This is a genomic window from Bradyrhizobium sp. LA2.1 (assembly GCF_040547725.1).
GTDB classification, from domain to species: Bacteria; Pseudomonadota; Alphaproteobacteria; order Rhizobiales; family Xanthobacteraceae; genus Bradyrhizobium; species Bradyrhizobium barranii.
On the sequence record NZ_JBEPQI010000008.1, the window covers coordinates 117,684 to 135,809 of the forward strand.

Annotated in this window: 16 protein-coding genes; 11 read left to right on the forward strand and 5 right to left on the reverse strand. The window is 64.6% G+C overall.

The window, feature by feature from the left end; genetic code table 11:
* Window position 1: 1 nt before the first annotated feature.
* The 9 genes from ABIB95_RS17545 to ABIB95_RS17585 all read left to right on the forward strand — a co-directional run bounded on the left by ABIB95_RS17545 (window position 2) and on the right by ABIB95_RS17585 (window position 12,587).
* The gene (locus ABIB95_RS17545; RefSeq protein ID WP_354240847.1) at window positions 2-1,429 is read left to right on the forward strand and encodes a DUF1254 domain-containing protein; all 1,428 of its coding nucleotides are present in this window, start codon (window positions 2-4) and stop codon (window positions 1,427-1,429) included.
* 61 nt (window positions 1,430-1,490) lie between these two features.
* Window positions 1,491-2,507, forward strand: a complete 1,017-nt coding sequence (locus ABIB95_RS17550) for a SphA family protein (protein WP_135213606.1) — start codon at window positions 1,491-1,493, stop codon at window positions 2,505-2,507.
* 22 nt (window positions 2,508-2,529) lie between these two features.
* Window positions 2,530-4,635, forward strand: coding sequence for an adenylate/guanylate cyclase domain-containing protein (locus ABIB95_RS17555; protein ID WP_354240849.1), 2,106 nt, complete (start codon window positions 2,530-2,532; stop codon window positions 4,633-4,635).
* Window positions 4,632-5,636, forward strand: a complete 1,005-nt coding sequence (locus ABIB95_RS17560) for an ABC transporter substrate-binding protein (protein WP_354240851.1) — start codon at window positions 4,632-4,634, stop codon at window positions 5,634-5,636. The genes ABIB95_RS17555 and ABIB95_RS17560 overlap by 4 nt, the downstream gene beginning before the upstream one ends.
* 270 nt (window positions 5,637-5,906) lie before the next feature.
* Complete coding sequence (locus tag ABIB95_RS17565; RefSeq protein ID WP_094183926.1) at window positions 5,907-6,083, forward strand: hypothetical protein; 177 nt, start codon at window positions 5,907-5,909, stop codon at window positions 6,081-6,083.
* Between the two features lie 137 nt (window positions 6,084-6,220).
* Window positions 6,221-6,877: a protein-L-isoaspartate O-methyltransferase family protein gene (locus ABIB95_RS17570; protein WP_071914066.1), complete on the forward strand. Its 657-nt coding sequence runs from the start codon at window positions 6,221-6,223 to the stop codon at window positions 6,875-6,877.
* A 217-nt stretch (window positions 6,878-7,094) separates the two neighbouring features.
* The gene (locus tag ABIB95_RS17575) at window positions 7,095-8,486 is read left to right on the forward strand and encodes a TolC family outer membrane protein (protein WP_071914064.1); all 1,392 of its coding nucleotides are present in this window, start codon (window positions 7,095-7,097) and stop codon (window positions 8,484-8,486) included.
* A gap of 339 nt (window positions 8,487-8,825) precedes the next feature.
* Window positions 8,826-9,560, forward strand: coding sequence for a PopZ family protein (locus ABIB95_RS17580; protein WP_223154042.1), 735 nt, complete (start codon window positions 8,826-8,828; stop codon window positions 9,558-9,560).
* Window positions 9,561-9,710: 150 nt separating this feature from the next.
* On the forward strand, window positions 9,711-12,587 hold the full coding sequence (locus ABIB95_RS17585) for a valine--tRNA ligase (protein ID WP_354240854.1): 2,877 nt from the start codon (window positions 9,711-9,713) through the stop codon (window positions 12,585-12,587).
* Between the two features lie 87 nt (window positions 12,588-12,674).
* Here ABIB95_RS17585 and ABIB95_RS17590 read toward each other — a convergent pair whose 3' ends face one another.
* Window positions 12,675-13,283 (reverse strand): DNA-3-methyladenine glycosylase, encoded by a 609-nt coding sequence (locus ABIB95_RS17590; protein WP_354240856.1) that lies wholly within the window; start codon window positions 13,281-13,283, stop codon window positions 12,675-12,677.
* Window positions 13,284-13,413: 130 nt separating this feature from the next.
* On the opposite strand from ABIB95_RS17590, the gene lipA reads away from it, so the two are divergent.
* Together lipA and ABIB95_RS17600 are read left to right on the forward strand one after the other, a co-directional pair.
* Window positions 13,414-14,370, forward strand: coding sequence for a lipoyl synthase (gene lipA / locus ABIB95_RS17595; RefSeq protein WP_063983327.1), 957 nt, complete (start codon window positions 13,414-13,416; stop codon window positions 14,368-14,370).
* Between the two features lie 6 nt (window positions 14,371-14,376).
* Window positions 14,377-14,847, forward strand: coding sequence for a type II toxin-antitoxin system RatA family toxin (locus tag ABIB95_RS17600; RefSeq protein ID WP_071914058.1), 471 nt, complete (start codon window positions 14,377-14,379; stop codon window positions 14,845-14,847).
* A gap of 110 nt (window positions 14,848-14,957) precedes the next feature.
* On the opposite strand, the gene ABIB95_RS17605 is transcribed toward ABIB95_RS17600, so the two are convergent.
* Genes ABIB95_RS17605 through ABIB95_RS17620 form a run of 4 tightly spaced genes read right to left on the reverse strand, consistent with a single transcriptional unit; the run spans window position 14,958 to window position 18,124 of the window.
* Window positions 14,958-15,773, reverse strand: coding sequence for a c-type cytochrome (locus ABIB95_RS17605; RefSeq protein WP_354240858.1), 816 nt, complete (start codon window positions 15,771-15,773; stop codon window positions 14,958-14,960).
* Complete coding sequence (locus tag ABIB95_RS17610; RefSeq protein WP_354240860.1) at window positions 15,773-17,395, reverse strand: b(o/a)3-type cytochrome-c oxidase subunit 1; 1,623 nt, start codon at window positions 17,393-17,395, stop codon at window positions 15,773-15,775. Before ABIB95_RS17610 ends, ABIB95_RS17605 begins: the two co-directional genes overlap by 1 nt.
* A complete protein-coding gene (locus tag ABIB95_RS17615) occupies window positions 17,382-17,951 on the reverse strand; it encodes a cupredoxin domain-containing protein (protein ID WP_354240862.1) in 570 nt (189 codons plus the stop codon). The genes ABIB95_RS17610 and ABIB95_RS17615 overlap by 14 nt, the downstream gene beginning before the upstream one ends.
* Window positions 17,948-18,124: a hypothetical protein gene (locus tag ABIB95_RS17620; protein WP_166341619.1), complete on the reverse strand. Its 177-nt coding sequence runs from the start codon at window positions 18,122-18,124 to the stop codon at window positions 17,948-17,950. Before ABIB95_RS17620 ends, ABIB95_RS17615 begins: the two co-directional genes overlap by 4 nt.
* Between the last annotated feature and the right edge of the window lie 2 nt (window positions 18,125-18,126).

Here is an 18,126-nt window from a genome sequence, read left to right on the forward strand (position 1 = left end):
CATGAGACATTTGATCACCGGGGTCGTCGCCGCGATGCTGATGGCCGCAAATGTGCACGCGCAGAGCCTGTCGCCGGATGAACTCGCCGCGCGCACTATCCAGCGTCGCGCAGTCGAGGCGATGATCTGGGGCATGCCGGCGGTGAATGCCGATCTCATGCTCCAGACCATGCTTGGGACGACCAAGGCAAAGCCGAACGAGATCATCTACTGGTCGAAGCCGGTGAACTGGAAGAACCAGACGCTGACGCCCAATCCGGACTCGATCTATCTGATGTCGTTCTGGAACGTGAAGGATGGCCCGGTCGTGATCGACATTCCGCCGGCGCAAGGCGGCTCGATCGCGGGCAACATCGTCACGGCGTGGCAGATGCCGCTGGAGGACGCAGGTCCGGAAGGCGCCGACAAGGGGCAGGGCGGCAAATATTTGATCCTGCCGCCCGGTTACAAGGGCGACGCGCCCGCGGGCTACATCTCGCTTCAGTCGGACACGTTCAGCGGCTTCGCGCTGCTGCGCTCCAATCTCGCAAGCCACGGCGATGCCGACGTGGCGAAGTCGGTCTCCTACGGCAAGCAGGTCAAGGTCTATCCCTTCGCGCAGGCGAAGGATCCGCCGCAGACCAACTTCACTGACGCCTACGACGTGCTGTTCGACTCCACGATTCCCTTCGATGCGAGCTTCTACCGCAGCCTCGACCGCGTGGTGCAGAACGAGCCGTGGCTCGATCGCGATCGGGCCATGATCGACCAGCTCGCGAGCATCGGCATCGAGAAGGGCAAGGCTTTCAATCCAGATCAGAAGACCGTCGCGCTGCTCGATCAGGCCGCCCGCGAGGCCCATGCGATACTCGAACAGCGCTACGACGCCGGCTTCGCCGTAATCAACCCGGGCATCCGCTGGTTCCCGGCTGCGGTAGCGGAGATGGTCAAGGCGGCGAGCACTGGATACGCCGATCCGAACACCTATCCAGTCGACATGCGCGGCGTCTCCTACACGCTTGGCTTCACCGGTATCAAGCGACTGGGCACCGCGCAGTTCTACCTGTTGGCCAACAAGGACAGGGATGGCCAGCCGTTCGACGGCGCCGCCACCTATCGCCTGACGGTGCCCGCCAACGCGCCGGTCAAGCAATACTGGTCCGCAACCGTCTACGACCGCGAGACGCACGCGCTGGTGCGCAACATGCCGAGCGCAAGCCGGGCTTCGATCAGCCCGGGCATCCAGAAGAATGCCGACGGTTCGGTCGACGTCTACTTCGGCCCGAAGGCGCCGGAGGGCAAGGAAGCCAATTGGGTGCCGACCGATCCGGCGCGGAAGTTCGAGTTGCTATTCCGCCTCTACGGGCCCGAGCAGCCGCTGTTCGACCACAGCTGGAAACTGCCCGATGCCGAGCGTGTCGCCGCCACGATCGGGGGCGCCAAAAAGTAGTGCAATTAGGCGAGCGTGATGCGTTCGGGTGGAAGACGTGACGAGAATAGGGAGACGCGACGTGACGGGACACATTCGCAAAGCCGGGCTCGGGACTGCATTGGCGCTGGCGAGCTTCACCGCTCAGCCTGCGCTTGCCGCTTCTGGCGGCGTGAGCTTCTGGCTTCCGGGCATCTTCGGCAGCTTGGCCGCCGTTCCCGTAACGCCTGGATGGGCCTACTCGACGATCTACCTTCACCTCAACGAAAAGGCCGGAGGAGGGCAGAACTTCGTCACCAGCGGCGGGATACCCGGCTCGGTGACCGCCGGCCTCAACGCACATGCCGACGCGCTCGTCATGGGCATCACCTACACCTCGCCGATGCCGGTGCTCGGCGGCCAAGCCGGCTTCACCGTGCTCACCGCGCCCGGCAACATTGGCGCCGGCATCGATGCGACGCTGACCGGTCCGCGCGGCAATACGATCTCGGGCAGCGCCACCGACAACCGCACGACGCTGACCGACGTGTTCTACCAGGGCACGCTGAAATGGAATCAGGGCGTCCACAACGAGCTGGTCTACATCACCGGCAACATCCCGAGCGGCACCTATGATTCCAGCCGGCTCGCCAATCTGAGTTTTGGCTTCCCCGCCATCGACGTTGGTGCCGGCTACACCTATCTCGATCCGAAGACCGGACACGAATTCTCGATCGTCGGCGGCCTCACCTATAGTTTCATGAACGGGGCCCTCCAGTATCAGAACGGCATGGATTTTCATGTCGACTGGGCTGCCTCGCAGTTCGTCAGCAAGAACGTTCACATCGGCATCGCCGGTTATTTCTTCCAGCAGATCACCGACGATAGCGGTCCCGGCGCCAAGCTCGGTGGCTTCCGCGGCCAGGCGGTCGGCATCGGTCCGCAGATCGGCTTCATGATCCCGATGTCCGACGGCTACCAGGGCTATCTCAATGTCCGAGGCTACAAGGACCTTGAGACAGAGAACCGGCCGAACAGCTGGTCGACCTGGGTTACTTTCTCGGTCTCGCCGGCAGCGCCCGCGCCGGCGGCGACGAAGCCCATCGTTCGAAAGTACTGATGGAGGCGTTCAAGCAGCTCCGATGACCGGAGAGAAAACCAGCAAACGCGTATTTCGCATTGGCTACCAGACATCGATCATCACGGTGTTCGTGGGCGTGGTGCTGCTTGTGGGCCTGACGCTGGTCTATCTCAGCTTCGAACGCGTGACCGCCATCACCAGGACGGCCGCCTCTGGCTTCATCGAGAAGGTGGCGCAGCTTGGCGCCGATCACATCGACGAGCAGTTCAAGAATGTCCGCGACAATCTCGACATCCTGTCCGGCCTGCCGCCGATCCAGGAGGCCGACATCGCGGACAATACGCGGCTCTACAGCCTGATGGCGGCGATGCTGCGCAGCAACCCGCAGCTCTTCAATCTCTATGTCGGCTACGAGGACGGCTCGTTCATCGAGATGGACGTGATCGATCGGGCGCAGCCGTCGTTCCGGAAGGGTTTGAATGTCGATGACGATGCTGCCTTCCGGCTGGTCGTGATCTCGCGCACGGCGGGAGCCGCGCCTGTCACGCAATATCTCTCCGAAAACCTCATTCAGGTTGCCGAGGTCGCCGGACCCGCGAGCTACGACCCGCGGCAGCGGCCCTGGTATGTCGAGGCGTTCAAGAACGACAAGACGCTGTTGACCGGCCCTTACGTCTTCTACGCCACGGGCGAGCCGGGCTACACGCTGAGGACGCCGTTGAGGGAAGGGCGCCGCGGCGTCATTGCGGGTGATTTGCTGCTGAACCGGTTCGAGGACATGCTGGCGGAGCAGAAGCTCGGCCAATCAGGGCTGGCGTTCCTGTTCAACGATGCCGGGCGCATCGTCGGTCATCCCGAGATGAACCGCCTGATGGCGGAGATTCCCGAGCGGCAGGACGACCTGCCACAGATCGGCGCGCTCAGGCTGCCCGCGCTCGTGCCGGTCATCCGCTCCTGGCGGGACGGCGGGGCGGCCCAGCAGTTCTTTGCCGACGCGTCGGGCCGAACCTATGTCGCGGCCGTCCACAGGCTCGAGACGGCCGGCTCGGCCAATATCCGGATGGCGATGGTCGCGCCGCTCGACGAGTTCTATGCGCAGATCATCGACGAGCGCCGCACGCTGTTCGCGCTGGCGCTGGCCTTTGTCGGAGCCACGCTGCCATTCGCGTTCTGGCTGGGATCGCTGATGGCGCAGCCGCTGCGCAAACTGGCCGACGAGACCGACGCGATCCAGCGGTTCGAGATTACCGAGCGGCCGCGCGTCCATTCCGTCATCGCCGAGATCGAGGAGCTTGGCCGCTCGGTGTTCACGATGCGCAGCGTGGTCCGCAGCTTTGCGAGCTTCATCCCGCGCCAGATCGTGCGGCAGCTGATCGAAACCGGCTCTTCGCTCAGCCTCGGCGGCTCTAGGCGTGAGGTCACGGTGCTGTTCACCGACGTCGCCGACTTTACCGCCAAGACGGAGCGCGCCGACCCGTCGCAGGTGATGATCCACACCTCGCGCTATTTCGCGGTGCTGTCGGATGAGATCATGCGGCACCAGGGCACGGTCGACAAATATATCGGCGACGCCGTGATGGCGTTCTGGAACGCGCCGGCCGACGATCCCGACCACACCGTCAATGCCTGCCGCGCCATCCTGGCATGCCTTGCGGCCAACGAAGCGCTCAACAAGGAGTTTCGCCGCGAGGGCTGGCCGCCCTACGACACCCGCTTTGGCCTGCATGTCGGCGACGCCGTGGTCGGCAACATCGGCTCGAGCGACCGGATGAACTACACCGCGCTGGGCGCCACCATCAACCTGGCGTCGCGATTGGAGGGACTGAACAAGAATTACGGCACGCGCGTGCTGGTCAGTGCGGCGGTCCGCGCCAGCGTCGGCGATAGGTTCCTGTTCCGCAGCGTCGACAGTATCACACCGAAGGGATTTGCCGACGCGATCGAAGTCAGTGAGCTCCGCGGCGAGCTGGCGCACGCCGATGAAGCCGACGTTGCGATGTGTCGACGCTGGGATGAAGTCTTTGCGGCGATCGCGCAGGACGGCGCGGCCGAGACGACGCGGGTCCGGCTGTCGGCCTTCCTGCACGACTATCCCAAGGATAGCGTCGCGCTATTTCATGCCCAGCGATTTCGGTCCGCGGCCCGGAATGCGGGAGCGGCGGCATGAACATCTGTGGTCTCAATCGCCGGCAATTGCTGCGGCACGGCGCGGCGCTGGCGGCCGCGTCAATGCACGCAGCGCCAGCCATCGCGCAGGCGCGCAGTAGAATTCGGCTCGGTTATCTCCACGTGGTCGCCGTGGACGGACACATCTGGACCGGGCTCGATCGCGGCTCGTTCGACCGCGAGGGGATCGATTTCGAATTGCACGAGTTCAACACCGGACCTGAGGTCTTCGAGGCGATGGCGCGGGGTGAGCTCGACGTCCTCTCGGCCGGCGGCGTCATCTCCAACTATCTGGCGCTCGGCCGCGGCCGGGGCTTTCTCATCAACGACATTGAGGTCGCGACCGCGCAGCTCTGGGTCCGGCCGGCGCTCGGCGTCAAGGGGATGGCAGATCTCAGGGGCAAGCGGATCGCGACGACGATGAAGACCACGGCGCACATTTTTCTCGATCGCGCGCTGCGGGCCAACAACGTCAACCCGTCCGAGGTCGAGATCGTCAACGGCAGCATGGCCGCCGCCGTCAAGGCCTTCATTGCCGGCGAGGTGCCGGCCGTTGCGCTCTGGGTGCCGTTCAACATTGCCGTCCGCGAGGCGTTGCCGGATGCGGTCAAGCTGGTGGACGCCTCCGCCTTCTACCCGCAATCCGCCGTGCTCGGCGGCTGGGCCGCGCGGATGGATTTTTATGCGGGGAACAGGGACGTGCTGGCCCGGATCATCCGCGCCTGGGCGGAAGCGAACGACCACATGGTGCGCAACCCGGCGGCCGCAGCGGAGGCGCTCCAGACACATTACGGGCAGTCGCGTCCCGCCGACATCGCGGAAGCCTTCAAGGCCCAGAAGCTCTATTCCTCGCGCGAATGGAAGCGGCTCTATTCTGACGGAACCGTCGTGAAATGGCTCCAGCAGGTCAGTGACTTCTTCATGACGGATGCCGGCGTCACCACACCCGTGCGGGCCGCAGACTATTTCGACACGCAGCTCTACCTTGCAACCGTCGCCTGAACTTGCAGGGGGCACAGGCTCGCACGGACACTCCCTTCGGGCCATGCATCGGCCTGCCCAGCATCCAGATCATATTTCAATGTGTTTTCAATATCCTGCGCCCGCATTCTAATGTACCCGCGGCACCACTTCAGGTGATATCCGCCCCAGCGCAGAATCGCACTCAAGCAGTTGTGTGTGTCGGGCGCGGTCGCGTCATGAGGGCGACGCCAATTCGACCCAATTCAAATCGAGCTTGGCAGGCGCCGGATCCTTACGGAGGTGATTCCAATGCCAGACGTCCTCGACCGTTCCGAAATGGCCCCCTCGATTCTGCCGGCGGACGTTCCCGAGCTCAGCGATGATGAATGCCTGGCCTGCCTCGCGCGCGCCGTCGAGGCGCACGATTCGGCGCGGCTCGACGAAGTCGCCGCATTGATCGGCCGCCTCGCAGTCACGATCGAATAGCTCATCGATCACCTTGACGCCTCGGGTTGCGCAGCCTGGTCCGCCGGGCCAACGGACGTGTTGCGTTTTCGCGGAGCCTGTTCCAAAGATGCCGCCAAATTTCGTCCGCGGCATCGTCCGCATTGCAGGGTCCGCAAATGTCCGGTTTCTCGACCGCGCGCCTAAAAATGGTCGATGGCCAGGTGCGCACCAATGACGTCACCGATCGCCGTATTCTCGACGCGATGCTCACAGTTCCGCGCGAGGCGTTCGTGCCGGTTGCCAGGCAGGCATTGGCCTATCTCGACCTCGATCTCGATGTGAGCGAAGGCGGGGCCAAGCGGTTCCTGATCAAGCCGCAACTGACCGGCAAGCTGCTCCAGGCCGCCGAAATCGGCGAGGGGGACAACGTGCTGGTGGTCGGCTGCGCCACCGGCTACCTCGCCGCGCTGACGGCGGGGCTCGCCCGTCAGGTCACCGCGACGGAGTGTGATTCGGCCCTGGCCGCGAAGGCCAAGGATGCTTGCGCCAGCCTCGCCAACGTCACGTGCAAGGCCGCAGCCTGCGCCGAAGGGGATCCCTCTGCCGCTCCCTATGACGTCATTATCCTCAACGGCGCCTTCGAGGTGACGCCTGAGGCGCTGCTCGGGCAGCTCAAGGAGGGCGGGCGCCTCGTGGGGGTGTCGGCCCAATCCACGCCCCCCCGGGCCATGATCGTGACCCATACCCACGGTGAATTCGGCCATAGGGCGCTGTTCGATGCCGCAGCTCCGGTCCTTCCCGGGTTGGAACGGGCCGCCGCTTTCGTTTTCTGAACGCCCGATTGAGGGCTTTGGCCCGTTAAAATCCCGTTCTGAATCAGAAGTGTGGCCCGGATGCTGCACGTGAAGAGTTTCCACCGGGAACTACCTTCAGGTGGTTCCGTTGCGCCAATTGGCGGCCTATGTTGCTGAGGGGCAACGACTCCACTCGGTAGACGGTATCCTAGCTCGCGGGCACGAGCGGGGCGTTAGAATGAACGGAATTTAAGGGATGCATGGGGTGAAGCTCTTCACCGGAGCTGCGGTTTCGGTCCTGCTGCTGGCGCTTGCCGGGCCGACGCCTGCCTTGGCGGACACGATCGAGGCCGCCTTGGTGCGCGCCTATCAGAACAATCCGCAGCTCAACGCACAGCGCGCCCAGGTGCGCTCGACCGACGAGAACGTGCCTCAGGCGTTGTCGGGCTATCGCCCCAGGGTCGCGCTGACGGCGAACGGCGGCTATCAATATCAGGATACGTTGAGTTCGCCGGGGCCGGGTAACACACCAATCAACGGGCCCAGCGTGCCGCGCAGCGTGGGTGTGACCGTCACGCAGACGCTCTATAACGGCAACATCACCGGCAACAGGACGCGCGCCGCCGAGAGCCAGGTTTCCGGCTCCCGCGAAGCGCTGCGCAGCCTGGATCAGAGCGTGCTGCTTCAGGGCGCTTCGATCTACATGGACTATCTGCGCGATGCGGCTACGCTCGAAGTCCAGCGCAGCAACGTGCGCGTGCTCGAGCAGACGCTGAAGCAGACGCGTGATCGCTTCAACGTCGGCGAAGTGACGCGCACCGACGTTGCGCAATCGGAAGCGCAGCTGGCGGCTGGCAAGACGCAGGCCCTCACGGCCGAAGCAAATCTCACCACGACGCGCGCGAACTTCCGCCGCATCATCGGCAACGAGCCGACGAACCTCGCGCCCGGTTCGCCGGTGGATCGTTTCTTGCCCGCAAGCCTCGCCGGGGCAGTCGAGCTCGGCCTGATCGAACATCCCAACGTCACGGCCGCGATGTTCGGCATCGACGTCAACTTTCTGCAGGTCAAGGTCGCCGAAGGCGCGCTGCTGCCGACGATCGCGTTGCAGGTGGGGGCCACGCAGGGGAACGAACAGTCCTTGATTCAATACAGGTCGTTCAACGCGTCCGCCATCGCGCAGGCCAATTGGCAGCTCTACGATGGCGGCAATACATATTCGCTGATCCGCCAGTCCAAGGAAAACCTGGCGCAGCAGCGTCTCAACCTCGAAACCACCCGCGACCAGACCCGCGCGACGGTCGTGCAGTGGTGGGGTTCGCTGCAGGCCGGCAAGGCCCAGGTGCAGTCCGCGCAGGCGCAGGTCACGGCGTCCGAGATCGCGCTGAACGGCGTGCGCGAAGAAGCCAAGGCTGGTCAGCGTACCACCCTCGACGTGCTCAACGCGCAGCAGGCGCTGGTCAACGCGCGCGTCGCGCTGGTGACCGCACAGCACGACCGCGTGGTCGCGTCCTATCAGGTTCTGGCCGCCATCGGCCGTCTGTCGCCGCAGGTCCTCGGCCTTGCGACCACGGTTTATGATGCGAGCGTTCACTACCATCAGGTCCGCGACAGCTGGGCCGGCGTGCGCACGCCTGACGGACGCTAAGGTCCGTAGTCATCCGGTCGGCCTCGCAAACAGCCGAGGCCGACTGGTGCTTTGCTTGCAATCATCAAAATCCCTGACATAGCCTTGCCAAGAAGATGCGGGTCGATTCGCCCGGCACCTGATGTCGTGTGCGTAAAGGCTTGAGTGCCGAGGGCAGGGGCGCACCGCCGCACGTTGAGCCGTGAACTGGGGACAAGTCGGGCCGCCGCGACGAAAATGTTGGGGCGTCCGTTGCGGAACCGGCCAATCCTGTCGTGCTTGGTGTAAAACGACGCATGCGAGGGCGTTGATGATGTGGAGTCGGAGATGACGCAGCCTGCAAAGGTCACAGAACCCTCGATGGAGGAGATTCTGGCCTCGATCCGGCGCATCATTGCCGACGATGAGGCCAAGCCGCCGCCGGCCGAAGCTGCCAAGCCAGCGCCCGCTGCAGCTGCGCCGAAGCCGTCAGCAATGAACGACATTCCGCCATCCAAGGTCGCTCCCGCGAAACCTGCTGCCGAGAAGCCCGCGCCGCCGCCGGTTGCGAAGCCGGCTCCAGCGCCGCCGCCGCCCGCACCTGCGGCGGATGCATCCAATAACCAGGACGATATTGATGCTCTGCTGGCGGGGCTGGACGCGGCTACGCCTGCGCCCGAGGTCCGTGCACCTGAGCCAGAGCCCGAACCTGAACCCGACGTGCTCGAATTGACCGACGAGATGGCGGTGGATCCGGAGCCGACGCCGCCTCCGCCGCCGCCGAGCTTCCGCAAGGTCGAGCCGCGCGACGATCTGGAATTCGCCGAATCGCCGCTGCGCCTGATGCCGTCATCGTCCTATGCGGCGGTGGACTACGATGCGCCGCCGGTACCGCCCCAACAGCCGATCCTGGCCCAATCGACGGTCTCGGCGGTCGAATCCGCCTTCAACTCCCTGGCCCACACGGTGCTCAGCAGCAATGCGCGGACGCTGGAAGATCTGGTCAAGGAGATGCTGCGTCCGATGCTGAAATCCTGGCTCGACGACAACCTGCCGGGCCTCGTTGAACGCATCGTGAAGGCCGAAATCGAGCGGGTCTCGCGCGGCGGCAGGTGAGGGCGGCTCCCGAGCCCTCATAAAGCCCCTCTTATGCGCCTGTTTGGCCTGCCGACCGGCCGGAAAGCCGTTTTGCCGCCGAGCTTTCCGTTGATCCTCTCCCGGACCTTTTCGTTGACTTGCCCCCCGCGCGCGGCTTTCTAGCAGCCCATGATCGAGAAAAATTACCAGCCCGCCGATATCGAAGCCCGCATGTCCGTCGTGTGGGAGGACAGCCTTGCCTTCAGGGCCGGCCGCCCCGACCGCCGCGACGCAGTGCCCTTTACCATCGTGATCCCGCCGCCGAACGTGACGGGCTCGCTGCATATGGGCCACGCCCTCAACAACACCCTCCAGGACATCCTGTGCCGGTTCGAGCGGATGCGCGGCCGCGACGTGCTGTGGCAACCCGGCACCGACCATGCCGGCATCGCCACCCAGATGGTGGTCGAGCGGCAGCTGATGGAGCGCCAGCAGCCCAGCCGCCGCGAGATGGGCCGCGAGAAGTTTCTGGAGCGGGTCTGGCAGTGGAAAGCCGAGAGCGGCGACACCATCATCAACCAGCTCAAGCGCCTCGGCGCCTCCTGCGACTGGTCGCGCGAACGCTTCACCATGGACGAGGGCCTGTCGAAGGCCGTCATCAAGGTGTTCGTCGAGCTGCATCGCGACGGCCTGATCTACAAGGACAAGCGGCTGGTGAACTGGGACACCAAGCTGCTGACCGCGATCTCCGACCTCGAAGTGCAGCAGACCGAGGTCAAGGGCAGCCTGTGGTATCTGCGCTATCCGATCGAGGGCAAGACGTTCAGCCCCGAGGATCCCTCGAGCTTCATCGTCGTCGCCACCACGCGGCCCGAGACCATGCTCGGCGACACCGGCGTGGCGGTGCATCCCGATGACGAGCGCTATCAGAAGCTGGTCGGCAAGAACGTGATCCTGCCGCTGGTCGGTCGCAAGATTAAGATCGTCGCCGACGAATATTCCGATCCGGACAAGGGCTCGGGCGCGGTGAAGGTGACGCCGGCGCACGACTTCAACGATTTCGAGGTCGGCAATCGCCACGGCCTGGGCCGGATCAGCGTCATCGACAAGGAAGGTTGCCTCGACCTCGTCGACAATGAGGATTACCTGCGCCACCTGCCGGAAGGCGCTTCGCAGTTCGCCGAGGAGTTTCACAAGGTCGACCGCTTCGCGGCGCGCAAGCGCATCGTCGAGCGGCTGGAATCCTTCGGCTTCGTCGAGCGGATCGAGCCGCACACCCACATGGTGCCGCACGGCGACCGCTCGAACAGCGTGATCGAGCCCTATCTGACCGACCAGTGGTACGTCGACGCCAAGACGCTGGCAAAGCCCGCGATCGCGGCGGTGCGTTCGGGCGAAACGACGTTCGTGCCGAAGAACTGGGAAAAGACCTATTTCGAGTGGATGGAGAACATCCAGCCCTGGTGCATCTCGCGCCAGCTGTGGTGGGGTCATCAGATCCCGGCCTGGTACGGCCCTGATGGCAAGGTGTTCGTCGCCGAAACCGAGGAGGAGGCCGTCAGCCACGCGCTCGGCTATTACGTCGAGCAGGAGATCATCACGGCCGAGCAGGGCCGCGAGATGGCGCTCGACCGCAACAAGCGCGAAGGCTTCATCACGCGTGACGAGGACGTGCTCGACACCTGGTTCTCCTCGGCGCTGTGGCCGTTCTCGACGCTCGGCTGGCCCGAGGACGCGCCGGAAGTGCAGCGCTATTACCCGACCAACGCGCTGGTGACCGGCTTCGACATCATCTTCTTCTGGGTTGCCCGGATGATGATGATGGGCCTGCACTTCATGAAGGAAGTGCCGTTCTCGACGATCTACATCCACGCCCTCGTCCGCGACGAGAAGGGCGCCAAGATGTCGAAGTCGAAGGGCAACGTCATCGACCCCCTCAACCTGATCGACGAATACGGCGCCGACGCGTTGCGCTTCACGCTGGCCGCCATGGCGGCGCAGGGACGCGACATCAAGCTCGCCACCAGCCGCGTCGAGGGTTACCGGAATTTCGCGACGAAGCTCTGGAATGCGTCGCGCTTCGCGGAGATGAACCACTGCGCCGTGCCCGAAGGTTTCGAGCCGGCGAAGGCCAAGGAAACGCTGAACCGCTGGATCGCGCATGAGAGCGCGCACACCACGCGCGAGGTGACCGAGGCAATCGAAGCCTATCGCTTCAACGATGCGGCCGGTGCGATCTACCGCTTCGTCTGGAACGTCTATTGCGACTGGTATGTCGAGCTCGCAAAGCCCGTACTGCTCGGTCCGGACAGCCCCGCCAAGGACGAAACCCGTGCCATGGTCGCCTGGGCGCGCGACGAGATCCTGAAGCTGCTGCACCCCTTCATGCCCTTCATCACCGAAGAGCTGTGGGAGGTGACGGCCAAGCGCGACGGCCTGCTGGCGCTGGCGCAATGGCCGCTGAAACCGTCCGAGCCGACGCCGGAGCAACTCGCGATGCTCGCCGCGGCTGCCGGGCCGACCGATCCGCTGATCTCGCCGGTCCTGATCATGCCGATCTTCGACCATGCCGACTTCACCGATCCCAAGGCGGAAGCCGAGATCGGCTGGGTGATCGACCTGGTCACGCAGATCCGCTCGGTGCGCGCCGAAATGAACATCCCGCCGGCAACGCTGACGGCGCTGGTGCTCGCGGGCGCCTCGACCGAGACGAAGGAACGCGCGCCGCGCTGGACCGACGTCATCAAGCGCATGGCACGGCTGTCCGACATCTCCTTCGCCGACCGCGCACCTGATGGTGCGGTCCAGCTTCTCGTGCGCGGCGAGGTGGTTGCGTTGCCGCTGAAGGGCGTGATCGACGTCGCCGCCGAGCGCACGCGCCTCGACAAGGAGATCGGCAAGGCCGACTCCGACATCAAGCGCGCCGAGTCCAAGCTGGCGAACGAGAAGTTCGTCGCCAACGCGGCCGAAGAGGTCGTCGATGAGGAGCGCGAAAAGCGCGAGGCAGCACTGGCCCGCAAGGCCAAGCTGCTGGAGGCGCTGGAGCGGCTGAAGCAGGCGTCGTAGAGCGGTCTTCGAGCGAAGTGGAAACCGGTTCGCGTCAAGAAAACGCGTCAAAACTAGAATCTAGAGCCCGTTCCATCGGAACGGGTTCTAGGCCTCCTTCGGGAACGGCTTGCTCAAGAACTTCGAGCCCTTGACGCCATAGCGCCAGGGCAGCTCGACGGCCTTGGTGATGCCGATCCGGATGCCGGCCACCACCCCGACCTCCTCTGTCCGCGCATGCAGCGCGATCGGCGGCCGGTCCAACGGCAGGGCGTTGTGCGCGATGGTGATGCCCAGCGCCTCGGTCAGCTTGCCGGGGCCCGAGCACAGCGCGTGCACCTCCTGGAGATGGCGGCGGCGGCGCATCGCCGCCAGGCCATGCGTCGGCTCCAGTGCGCGGATCAGCACGGCGCTGGCGGAGCCTTCCTCCTCGCAGACGAAGTTCACGCACCAGTGAATGCCGTAGGAGCGGTAGACATAGGCAAAGCCGGGCGGGCCAAACATGATTTGGTTCCGCGGCGTCGGGCCATTGTAGGAGTGCGCCGCCGGCTCGGTATGATGATAGGCCTCGACCTCGACGATGAGGCCGCCGACGCCATTGACCAGCATGGTGGCCCCGATCAAATCGGACGCGACCTCGTGGACGCTGCGGCCGAAAAACGCACGCTTCAGGGCTTTGCCGAGCCGCGGTGGTGAGGCTTTCGAGGTTGGAGCCATTCGAGGTGAGAATCGCCTGAGAACAGAGCAGGATATTGCCCATATCTGCCATGATCCCTGAAGCGGCGCGAGCCGGGTTGCGGCAGGCAGCCAGACCGACTAGGTAGGACCTGAACAGACCGGACAGCCCATGGTCGTTATTGTCGACACCATCTCGAACCCGTTGCGCCCCCGCCACCCTGAAAAGGTGAATCGCCCCGATTCCGCTTCGCCGCCGAAGCCGGACTGGATCCGCGTGCGCGCCCCCAATACCCGCGGCTATGCCGACACTCGCAACATCGTGCGCGCCAACGGCCTGCACACGGTGTGCGAGGAGGCGGGCTGCCCGAACATCGGCGAGTGCTGGGACAAGAAGCACGCGACCTTCATGATCATGGGGGACACCTGCACCCGGGCCTGCGCCTTCTGCAACGTCAAGACCGGCATGCCCAATGCGCTGGATGCAGCCGAGCCGCAGAACGTCGCCGAAGCCGTCGCCAAGCTGGGGCTGGCCCACGTCGTCATCACCTCCGTCGACCGTGACGATCTGGCCGATGGCGGCGCCGAGCATTTTGCAGAGACCATCCGTGCGATCCGGGCCGCGTGCCCCTCGACCACAATCGAGATCCTGACGCCCGACTTCCTGCGCAAGGAGGGGGCGCTCGAAATCGTCGTCGCGGCGAGGCCCGACGTGTTCAACCACAATCTCGAGACCGTGCCGTCGCGTTACCTCACGGTGCGGCCCGGCGCGCGCTACTTCCACTCAATCCGGCTGTTGCAGCGGGTCAAGGAGCTCGATCCCACCATCTTCACCAAGTCCGGCATCATGGTCGGCCTCGGCGAGGAGCGCCACGAGGTGCAGCAGGTGATGGACGATCTGCGCTCCGCCGACGTCGACTTCCTGACCATCGGGCAATATCTCCAGCCGACCCGGAAGCACCACGCCGTGATGCGCTATGTGCCGCCCGACGAGTTTTCGTCCTACGAGAAGGTCGCCTACACCAAGGGTTTCCTGATGGTGTCGGCGAGCCCGCTCACCCGTTCGTCGCATCATGCCGGCGAGGACTTTGCGAGACTGAAGGCCGCACGGGCCGCGACTGCCCGCTGAACCGCCATGCCCAAATTTTCAAGCAAGCGCCGTGTCCATCACAGCGCGTCCGAGATGTTTGATCTGGTCGCCGACGTCGAGCGCTACCCGGAGTTCGTGCCGCTGTGCAGCGCGCTCAAGATCCGCCAGCGGATGGCCAAACCCGACGGCACCGAGGTGCTGGTCGCCGACATGACGGTGTCGTTCAAGCTGGTCAAGGAGTCCTTCACCAGCCGCGTGACTCTCGACCGCGCCAATCTGAATATCCGGGTCGAATATCTGCAAGGCCCGTTCAGCAACCTCGAGAACCGCTGGACGTTCGAGCCCAAGGGTGAGGGCGTCTGCGACGTCGGATTCTTCCTGGCCTACGAGTTCAAGAGCCGGATGCTGGCGATGCTGATGGGCTCGATGTTCGATGCCGCGTTCGCGCGCTTCTCCATCGCATTCGAGAAGCGGGCGGATGCGATCTACGGCCGGCCAAAGCTGGCGTCGTCGTAAGGCGTACTCTCTCCGCCGTCATTGCGAGGAGCCCTTGCGACGAAGCAATCCAGGGTCTTTCCGCGGAGGGATTCTGGATTGCTTCGCTGCGCTCGCAATGACAGTGAGGCTCAATCCACCGCCTTCACTACATCCGGCGGCTGCGAGGCGTAGTACGCCGCGGCCGCCTCGATCTCCTGCGGCGTCATCGCGCGCGCGATGTTGCGCATCTGCTGGCTGATGTCATTGCGCCGCTCGCCGGACGCGAAGGCCTGGAGCTGCGCCTTCATGTAAGCTTCGGACTGGCCTTCGAGCCACGGACTTCCGGTCTTGTTGTCGAGGCTGCCATGGCAGGAGCCGCAGGGCGCGATCCCGCGCATCGGCGCGCCGTAGATGACGATGCTCGGTTTCGGCAGCTGCGGCGTCGGGTGATAGGCTGCCGGCCGCGGCAGATAGGCGTAATAGTTCGAGAGGTCGGCGATCTCCTGGTCCGTCAGATTGACGGCGAATGGCGACATCACGGCATTGGTGCGCGCGCCCGAGTGGAAATCGTGCAACTGCTTGTAGATCACGGCGGCATATTGGCCGGCGAGATTGGGCGAATCCGCGCGGCTGATGCCGGTCGGGCCGTGGCAGATCGCGCAGCGCTGCGCCAGCGTTGCGCCCCGGCCGATCGCTTCCTGGCTCGGACGTGCCAGTGTACGCGAGGTCAGCACGACCTCCGACAATTGCTTGCTCTGCTCGGGCGCCCTGACGTTCGGCGCACGCTGTGGCACGCCTGCGGCGCTGCAAATCGCGTCCCAGACACTGGCGAACTGCACCCAGGGTTGCGCGAATGGCAGCACGATGAAGCCGACGATTGCGGTCACGATCAGGATCGCGGCGGTGATGCCGACGCCAATCCTGAAATGGCTGTTCCGGAGGGTGAAGAGGTCGCGCGTGGTCATCACTGCGCTCCCACATAGACGGCGGGCACCGACGTTCCCGAACTCAGCGCCAGGTTCAGGATCGGATAGCCGTAATTGGTGAGGGTGAGGGCGATCATCAGTGCCACCCACAGCGCGTGGGTGTTGAGCGCAACCGGCACCGTCGTCGGCTGGTGCACGGCGACCGCAAAGCGGTAGGGGCCGGCGTCAACCAGAGGCGCACGCATGCCACGCGCCAGGATGACGATGAACATGATGCCCGAGGTCAGCAGGATGAAGCCGCCGATCGCCGAGAACGTGACCGAGAGCGCCTGCGGCGCGATCGCGGGATCGCCGAAGTCGAAATAGGCCATGCGGCGCGGCATGCCGAGAATGCCGACCCAGTGCCACGGGAAGGTCGTGATGATCATACCGATGAACCACAGCCAGAGCTGGGTGCGGATCAGGCGGATATCGATGAGTTCGCGCCCGGTCAGATGCGGCCACAGATCATAGGCGATCGCAAAATACATGATCACGATGGCGCCGCCGAAGATCAGGTGGAAATGGCCGGTGATCCACTGCGTGTTGTGGATCGACGCATCGAGCTGATAGCTCATGTTGATCAGGCCGCCGGCGCCACCAAAGCCGAGCATGACGAACGAGAACGCCAGCGCCAGCATCATCGGATTGTCCCAGGGCAGCGCCTTGATCCAGCCGAATAGGCCGCGGCCGCCGCGCAGGCGCGCGGCGATCTCGACGGAGGCGCAGATCGTGAACACGGTCAGAAGCGTCGGCAGCGCGACCAGCGCCGTGAAGGCCGAATGGATGAACTTGAAGCCGGCGCCGACCTGCGGATCGGCGAAGGTGTGGTGCATGCCGATCGGCATCGCCACCACGAGGAACAGGATGAAGGAGATCCGCGCCATGCTGTCGGAATAAACCCGGCCGCCGATCGCGCGCGGCACGATGGTGTAATAGGCGATGTAGGTCGGCATCAGCCAGAAATAGACGATGGCGTGCAGCGTCCACGAGAAGAACACGCGGGCAAGACCCGCGTCGATCGTGGCCTTCAGGCCGGCCGCGACGGGAATGATCTGGAGCAACAGCTCGAGGGCGGCGCCGACCGCGGTCCAGGCCCACAGATAGGAGCCCGCGACATTGGCGAACATCGCCAGCGGCACCGGTGCGCCGGGATGGGCCTTCCGCCAGACGCGCAGATTGATCGCCATCAAGGCGACCCAGATCCAGGAGCCGACCACCACGAGCACGACGCCGAGGTAATAGAATACGTTGCCGATCAATGGCGGATAGAACGTGTAGAGGACCGAGGCGCGGCCGAGCGCGACCGGGACCATCGCCATGACGCTGCCGATCACGATTAGCCAAAATCCGGTCCAGGCCCAGCGCACGCCGACGAGGCGCTGCTCCAGCGCGGACTCGCTGATGGCATAGCCAAAGCCCATCGCGACGAGCGTGGGAAAGACGTAGCCCATCACCGTGCCGTGCGCGGTCAGCGAGCGGTAATAGAGCTCGGGATTGGACAGCCAAGTGCCGATCGGGCTGCGGATGAACATCTGCCAGGCGCCGAGTGTCAGCGCAAAGCCGAACACGGCAAAGGCCAGCCAGAAATGGGCGAGGATGAGCTTCCTATTGACCAACACAGCTCAGCCTCCCGCCACCCTTCGCACGATTGGCGAAGTCGGCCTTGTCGATCACCTTGACCTTGCCCCACATGCCCTCATGGCCGAAGGAGCAGAACTCCTGGCAGGGCATCAGATAGTCGCCAGTCTTCGTAAAGCGCATCAATTGTTCGGAGATGTAGCCGGGCACCAGCATGGTGTTGACGTTGGTTCCCTGGATCAGGATGCCGTGGACGACGTCGGCGCTGGTGGCGCGCATCGTGATCGGCGTGTCCACGGGCACCACGATGCAGGCCGGCGTGAACGAATATTGCTGGCCGATCGCGCGCACCGTCACATTGCCATTGGCCTCCAGCACGCTGCCGAGATTGCTCTCGACGAATTCGCCGGATAGATGAATGCGCGAGGGATCGGTGGTCTCGACGCGCGGCTGCGGCATGGTGGCGCGATGGATGCCGGCGAAGGCTGCCAGAAGCGCCATGCCGACGACGATTATCACGGCAATGGTCGCCCAGCGCCGCTCGACGCGGGCCGCGACCTCGGCGCTGCCATGGGTGTGGGTGTCCCCTGCGCTCATTGCAGCGATCCGCGCGGCAGGAAGACGAAGAGATAGAAGGCAAACCACATCGCGACCACGCAGGCCGTGGCGATGCCGGCCAGCACGATCGCGCCGGACGGTCCTTGCGAGACGACTTCCTCGACGGCCTGGTCGGCGGCGGCTGGGCTGGTCGGCGGATCGGAATTGAACATGA

What these genes read in the sequence shown, in the direction of transcription:
- lipA (WP_063983327.1), top strand. Translation starts at nt 13,414, where the DNA reads ATGGTCGTTATTGTCGACACCATCTCGAACCCGTTGCGCCCCCGCCAC.
- ABIB95_RS17620 (WP_166341619.1), bottom strand. Translation starts at nt 18,124, where the DNA reads ATGTTCAATTCCGATCCGCCGACCAGCCCAGCCGCCGCCGACCAGGCC.
- ABIB95_RS17580 (WP_223154042.1), top strand. Translation starts at nt 8,826, where the DNA reads ATGGAGGAGATTCTGGCCTCGATCCGGCGCATCATTGCCGACGATGAG.
- ABIB95_RS17570 (WP_071914066.1), top strand. Translation starts at nt 6,221, where the DNA reads ATGTCCGGTTTCTCGACCGCGCGCCTAAAAATGGTCGATGGCCAGGTG.
- ABIB95_RS17555 (WP_354240849.1), top strand. Translation starts at nt 2,530, where the DNA reads ATGACCGGAGAGAAAACCAGCAAACGCGTATTTCGCATTGGCTACCAG.
- ABIB95_RS17615 (WP_354240862.1), bottom strand. Translation starts at nt 17,951, where the DNA reads ATGAGCGCAGGGGACACCCACACCCATGGCAGCGCCGAGGTCGCGGCC.
- ABIB95_RS17575 (WP_071914064.1), top strand. Translation starts at nt 7,095, where the DNA reads ATGCATGGGGTGAAGCTCTTCACCGGAGCTGCGGTTTCGGTCCTGCTG.
- ABIB95_RS17585 (WP_354240854.1), top strand. Translation starts at nt 9,711, where the DNA reads ATGATCGAGAAAAATTACCAGCCCGCCGATATCGAAGCCCGCATGTCC.
- ABIB95_RS17600 (WP_071914058.1), top strand. Translation starts at nt 14,377, where the DNA reads ATGCCCAAATTTTCAAGCAAGCGCCGTGTCCATCACAGCGCGTCCGAG.
- ABIB95_RS17545 (WP_354240847.1), top strand. Translation starts at nt 2, where the DNA reads ATGAGACATTTGATCACCGGGGTCGTCGCCGCGATGCTGATGGCCGCA.
- ABIB95_RS17590 (WP_354240856.1), bottom strand. Translation starts at nt 13,283, where the DNA reads ATGGCTCCAACCTCGAAAGCCTCACCACCGCGGCTCGGCAAAGCCCTG.
- ABIB95_RS17560 (WP_354240851.1), top strand. Translation starts at nt 4,632, where the DNA reads ATGAACATCTGTGGTCTCAATCGCCGGCAATTGCTGCGGCACGGCGCG.
- ABIB95_RS17565 (WP_094183926.1), top strand. Translation starts at nt 5,907, where the DNA reads ATGCCAGACGTCCTCGACCGTTCCGAAATGGCCCCCTCGATTCTGCCG.
- ABIB95_RS17605 (WP_354240858.1), bottom strand. Translation starts at nt 15,773, where the DNA reads ATGACCACGCGCGACCTCTTCACCCTCCGGAACAGCCATTTCAGGATT.